General features: G+C 57.6%; 6 protein-coding genes. 5 read left to right on the top strand and 1 reads right to left on the bottom strand.

The genetic code is table 11. From position 1 onward, the window contains the following. From VI895_11365 to VI895_11350, 4 genes are all read left to right on the top strand, one after another. Positions 1 to 915: peptidyl-prolyl cis-trans isomerase (locus VI895_11365; GenBank protein HLG20398.1), on the top strand; the 915-nt coding region annotated here is incomplete at its 5' end. Beyond that, on the top strand, positions 890 to 1,885 hold the full coding sequence (locus tag VI895_11360) for a SurA N-terminal domain-containing protein (GenBank protein ID HLG20397.1): 996 nt from the start codon (positions 890 to 892) through the stop codon (positions 1,883 to 1,885). The genes VI895_11365 and VI895_11360, both read left to right, overlap by 26 nt. Continuing rightward, the gene (pdxA, locus tag VI895_11355; GenBank protein ID HLG20396.1) at positions 1,882 to 2,856 is read left to right on the top strand and encodes a 4-hydroxythreonine-4-phosphate dehydrogenase PdxA; all 975 of its coding nucleotides are present in this window, start codon (positions 1,882 to 1,884) and stop codon (positions 2,854 to 2,856) included. The genes VI895_11360 and pdxA overlap by 4 nt, the downstream gene beginning before the upstream one ends. Beyond that, complete coding sequence (locus VI895_11350) at positions 2,856 to 4,298, top strand: phosphoglucomutase/phosphomannomutase family protein (protein ID HLG20395.1); 1,443 nt, start codon at positions 2,856 to 2,858, stop codon at positions 4,296 to 4,298. Before pdxA ends, VI895_11350 begins: the two co-directional genes overlap by 1 nt. 66 nt (positions 4,299 to 4,364) lie before the next feature. Here the strand turns inward: VI895_11350 and VI895_11345 are convergent, their stop codons facing one another. Further along, positions 4,365 to 5,336 (bottom strand): PEGA domain-containing protein, encoded by a 972-nt coding sequence (locus VI895_11345; GenBank protein HLG20394.1) that lies wholly within the window; start codon positions 5,334 to 5,336, stop codon positions 4,365 to 4,367. Between the two features lie 92 nt (positions 5,337 to 5,428). On the opposite strand from VI895_11345, the gene VI895_11340 reads away from it, so the two are divergent. After that, positions 5,429 to 6,103: excinuclease ABC subunit UvrA (locus VI895_11340; GenBank protein ID HLG20393.1), on the top strand; the 675-nt coding region annotated here is incomplete at its 3' end.

Genomic DNA, 6,103 nt, shown 5'->3' with positions numbered 1-6,103 from the left:
GGGCTGGCGGTTTTCGCCGCCATCCTAAGCGGCGGATGCACGTCTTCCGCCGAACGGAACGCGGTGGCCCGAGTCAACGGCGAAACGGTCACACTGGATGAATTCCGCTCCCGAATGCGCGAGTACCAGGTCGGCAATAATCGCCCGCTCGGCCCTTCCGAGGAGCTGCTTGAATTCAAGAAGCGCGTTCTGAACGAACTCGTGGAAGAGAAAATGATGCTGGCCGAAGCCTCCCGCCGAAAGTTGGAGGTAAGCCCGGAAGAACTGGATCGAACGTTGAAAGAAGTCGAACACGACTATCCAAGCGGCGAACTGGATGAAACACTGAAAGCCAAGCCGATGTCCAAAGCCCGTTTTCGCGAGCGGATGCGGATGAAACTCCTCTTCGAGAAACTCATCGCCCAAGTCACCAAAGGCATCCCGCTCCCTTCGGAAGACGCGATCAAGCGCTACTACGACACCCATCCGGACGACTTCCGAAAGGAAGAACAGCTGCACTTGCAGCAAATCGTCGTCAAGACGGAAGAAGACGGGAATAAGATTCTTGAGGAGCTGAAAAAAGATCAGACCTTCGAATCTCTGGCCCAGACCTATTCGTTCACGCCGGAATCTTCGCAAGGGGGGGATCTCGGCTTCGTAAATAAAGGAGTCATGCCCAGTGCGATTGAGGACGCGCTCGCGAAACTTCCGATCGGAAAACCGAGCCCCGTCATTGCGACGGATTACGGTTTCCACGTCGTCCGCGTTTTGGAGAGGAAGCCGGCGCACCAACAATCCTTGGACGAGGCGAAGCCGACGATTGTCCGGATTCTGACGCAGGCCGACCGCGAAAAACAATTGGTTGCTTGGCGGGAAGGCGTGTTATCCCGGGCCAAAATCGAGAGAAACCATGTCCTTCTGGCTGAAATTAATTAGAACCTCTCTCTTTGGAACGGCGCTGATTTCGTCGACGGTCTGGTCGGCCGAACGTCGCGCAGCCGCGCCAACCCAGACTCCCACTTCGGGAACGATCGAACGCGTCGTGGCCGTCGTCAACGGCAAGGCGATCTTGTTGTCCGAACTGGAAGAGATGGAGACCAAGGTCAAGTCGGAACTGACGCAGCAAAAAAAGACCGACAGCATCGGCCAACCGTCCGATTTTCGAAAAAGGACCCTGGACCAAATGATCAACGATCAGCTCATTTCGGCGGAGATTGAATCGCGGGGTCTCTCGGCCAACGATTCCATGTTGGACGCCGCGATCGCGGACAACATGCGGTTGAACGGCATCAAGAATATGGACGAACTCAAACGCGCACTCCAAGGCGAAGGATTGACGTTGGAAGAATACCGTTCGTCGCTGAAAAAACTGATCGAGAACCGGAATTTGATGTCCTTCATCGCCCGCAACCGGGTTCAAATCACCGAACGTGATGTCGAGGCGGCGCTGCAACGTAAGCTCAGCAACACAAATGCCCGGTGGCAATCGCGCGTCCGAATGATTTTCAAAAAAAAGAACCCGAAAGTGAACGTCGAACACAAGATGGAAGAGTTCCGAAAACAGATTGAAGCGGGGATTCCGTTTGAACGGGTCGCCAACCGGGAAACCGAAGGGCCCGGAAAGGGCGAAGGGGGAGATATCGGCTTGGTCCAACCGTCGGATCTTCAACCGGAACTGGGGGAAGTCGTGGCCACGCTCCGGCCGAATGAGATCTCTCGGGTCATTCCGACCGAGCAGGGGTTCTATCTTTTGCAGTGTGTGACCCGTGTTCAGGCCACGGCGGCGCCGGCGGAACGGATGAAAGACGAAGTGCGCGCCGAATTGACGAAGCTGGAAACCGAGCGCCAGTTCGACGCCTTTGTACGGAGCTTGAGGGAGAAAGCGCAGGTCGAGGTGTTGTTGTGAGCCGACGGATCGGCATCACCCTTGGCGAACCCGCCGGCATTGGGCCGGAGCTGGTCGTTCGAACCCTCGGAAAGAACGTCTGGCCCGATGTTTCGTTTTCCGTATACGGCAGCCCTGCTCTTCTTGAATCGACGGCTCGCGCGCTCCATATCGATCCGTTCTGGAATGTATCGAACAATCCTCCGCAAAATGGGGGCATTACACTGATACCCACGGGACCGGATTTCTCGGAAGCCCGGAACGATGAACGCTCAAAGCCGCTTCGGGCGGAAGCCGTTCTGGCCATGCTGGATCGGGCTTTCGACGATTGCCTGAACGGTTTGCTCTCCGCTCTGGTCACAGCGCCGGTCGACAAGTCGGTGGTTCGGTGCGTGCGGCCCGACTTCACCGGCCACACCGAATATCTCGCGGAACGCGCGGGAGGCGTCCACCCCGTCATGATGATGGATAATTCCGAAATTCGCGTGGTGCTGGTCACGAATCATCTTGCGCTGCGCGATGTTTCAAAAACCGTCACATCCGAATTGCTGGAGAAGACCATTCGGGTCACCGTCACGTCGCTCCGGAATATGTTCGGGATCGAAAAGCCGAAGGTGGCCGTGGCGGGGCTCAATCCGCACGCAGGCGAAATCGTAACGGACAGTGAGGAAGAATCGATCTTCAAACCGGTGATTCAAAAACTGCGCTCGGACGGATGGGCCATTGAGGGACCGTTCTCCGCGGACACGCTCTTTCCGCTGGCCAGGAACGGCCGATGGGATGTTATTCTGTCGCCGTATCACGATCAGGCGCTGGTCGCCGCCAAATATCCGGGCCTCGACAAGGTCGTGAACATTACACTGGGGCTGCCGATTCTTCGGGTTTCGCCCGGCCACGGCGTGGCGTATGATCTGGCCGGCCGAGACGAGGCGGATGTTCGAAGCTTTGAACGGGCTCTGCGAATCGCGTCGGCGAAGAGATTGGTGCCGTAATGACGCAAATCCCTGAAATCAAATTTGGAACGGACGGCTGGCGGGCCTTGATCGCCCGTGATTTCACGTTTGAAACGGTCACGCGGGTGGCGCACGCAGTCGCCGCCGCACTGCACGAGAGCGCTCCGGACAAAAAACGAATGATCGTCGGCCATGACCGGCGATTCCTCTCTCGGGAGTTCGCCCAGACGGTCGCCACAGTTTATGCGAACGAAGGCTACGAGGTTCTCCTCGCCCCCTCCTTCCTTCCCACGCCGGCTCTCTCATGGGCGGCGAAAAACGAACCGGGCGTCGTGGGCGCCACGGTCATTACGGCCAGCCACAATCCCGCCGCGTGGAACGGCTTCAAGTTCAAAGAACCGTTCGGAGGATCAGCGCATCCCAAAACGACGAAAGCGTTTGAAACGAAGATCGCGGAACTTGGTGCAAAATCGTTTGCGGCTCCCACTTCCGAGGATTTCGACCGGGCGGCGAAGAGCGGAAAGATCCGAACGTATCAACCGCTCGAACAATACCTTGAAGCCGTGAAAAAACTGATCGACCTCGATCGAATTCGAAAAGCGAAGCTTCGCGTCGGCCTCGATGTCATGCACGGAGCCGCCTCCGGACACCTGGCTTCCTTACTCCGCTCCAACGGCGTGGAAGTGACCGAATTGCATGGTGAAGACAATCCGGGATTCCGGGGCGTCCCTCCCGAACCGATCGAAAAAAATCTCATGGAGCTATGCGCCGCAGTCGCAAAGAATGACTGGGCATGCGGCCTCGCCACAGACGGCGACGCCGACCGGCTGGGCGCCGTGGACGAAGACGGGAGCTACTTTTCCACGCAACAGATTCTATCGGTCGCCTATTGGCACATGCTGCAGAATCGAAAAAAGAAGTGGTCGATCGCGCGGAGCGTTTCGACGACCCGCATGGTCGACCTCGTCGCAAAACGCGCGGGACAGAAATGTTTCGAAACTCCGGTCGGATTTAAGTTCATTGCGGAAAAGATGGTGAATGGGGAGGCCCAGATCGGGGGTGAAGAGTCGGGGGGAATCGGAATCATCGACCACCTCCCCGAACGAGACGGCCTTCTCACCGCACTCCTTTTGTTGGAACTGGTCGCGACGGCGGGAAAGGGCCTTCGGGCGGTTTACGACGATCTCTGCAAGGCCGAGCGTCCGTATTATTTCACGCGCAACGACATTCATCTGACGGTGGAACAGGCCAGGTCGGTTGTTCGCCGTTTAACCGAAAATCCGCCCGACCGCTGGCAGGGCCGACCGGTCGAGACGCTTTCGAAACTCGACGGCTTTAAGTTCTATCTTCGGGATGGAAGCTGGATTTTGATCCGTCCCTCCGGGACCGAGCCGATCTTTCGAATTTACGCGGAGGCCGAATCGCTCCCCGCCAGCGAACAGCTAACCGCCGAAGCGAAGAAGTTTGTCGAAACAATTTGAGGGACACACGACCGGACCCAAACTACTTCCCCGATATCGGGAATTCGGGTCCAGTCGTGTGTCCCCCTATTTCGGAACCTGCTTCGCCAATCGAATGTCGATTACTTTTCGCTGATCGGCGTCCACGTTGAACAGGCTGGTATGCGTGTCATACCCTTTCGCTTCGACGGTCAGCTTGTACGTTTCCTGGTTGCTTTTTTGCGACAGGACGACCGGAGACTTCTTCCCGACCAATTCATCATTTAGATACACCTTCGCCGCCGGCGGCGTCGTTTGAATCACGACCGTTCCGAAACCAAGCGGGATCGGTGTCGGAGTGGGCGTCGGTATAGCCTCTACGAACGAAATCTCGGAGGACGTCTGAGCCTGCGGCTCCGGTGAACCCGTACGCGCAGCTCGAAGCCGGCGTGTCAGAAGCCGCGCCGAGGCAAGAGCGCCGAATACGAAAACAACGCCTATCGCGAGGATAAACAAAATCCGCCACGGAATTTTCGGCCAGCTCCGCTTGGGAGCCATCTGAATGTTGATCACAGCCGGCTCGGTCCGCCGCAGGTACGGGGGCGACGAAGGGGGGAACGCCGTGGGAATCGTCGGAAGCGCCCAGCCCATGTTATGAGACGAAAGATTGAGAATCCGAACCGGGACGTCGCGTTCGCCCTCCATCCGAATTCGAGGACCTGGGAGGAGCTCCAGCGGCTCGCCCGCCAGCCAGCGGGCGATGTTCTCGGTCACGGCAATGGTCCCGGCCGGCATTCCAAAAGCGACCGTGGCCATTCGTTTCGAATCTCCAGACGTGTCGATCACCATCGGCGGAACCGACCCTTCCGGCAGCGCCCGCATGAGTTCGGGATGACAGCGGAGCGCGGCCCTTGCAGCCTGCACGGCATTGGGAAATCCCATTAATGTTCCGGGAGCCTCCGCATCGTCCAGCATTTGCCCCGAATAGCCGGCGCAAAGAGAGAGTGCGGGGATACGTGCAAACGTGTTTCGATCCACGCCGTAGAAAAGTACCCAGGCCGCGAGATCCTGTTTTCCCACGCTGCGCCGATCTTGCCACTCCGAGTTCCACCAGGCAACACGAGAGTGGGTCTTGCCAAGCCCGGGGGGCTGTGCCAAAAACTTCCCCCGCCATGGAACCCGGATACATCTTTATAAAAGGCGCCCGACAGCACAACCTGAAGGGGATCGACGTAGAGATCCCGCGCAACAAACTGGTCGTGATTACAGGAATTTCAGGTTCGGGGAAGTCTTCCCTGGCGTTCGATACGATTTACGCCGAAGGCCAGCGGCGGTATGTGGAGTCCCTTTCGGCCTACGCCCGACAATTTCTCGAACAGATGGAAAAGCCGGACGTTGAAAGCATCGAAGGGTTGTCTCCCGCGATCTCGATCGAACAGCGAAGCACGTCGAAGAATCCTCGCTCGACCGTCGGAACCGTTACCGAGATCTACGACTATCTCCGTCTTTTGTTCGCGAGGATCGGGCATCCTCATTGTTTTCAATGCGGGAAACCGATCGCCTCGCAGTCCGCCACACAAATCGTCGATCAGATCCTCGCCTTGCCTCCGGGGACTAAAATTCATCTCCTGGCTCCGATCGTTCGCGGCCGAAAGGGGGAGTATCAAAAGGAGTTCGCGCGCCTTCAAAAAGAGGGTTTCACACGTGTTCGCGCGGATGGAGCGGTCCACGAGCTTGGAACACCGATATCGCTCAACAAGAAGCTCAAGCACACGATCGAAGTCTTCGTCGATCGATTGGTCGTCAAGACCGAGATCCGGAAACGTCTGGCCGACTCCGTCGAAACC

The sequence above is a fragment of the Bdellovibrionota bacterium genome (genome assembly GCA_035292885.1).
Lineage (GTDB): Bacteria > Bdellovibrionota_G > JALEGL01 > JALEGL01 > DATDPG01 > DATDPG01.
The sequence above is the reverse complement of the archived record's forward strand: the minus strand, read 5'-3'. Positions and strand labels throughout refer to the sequence as shown.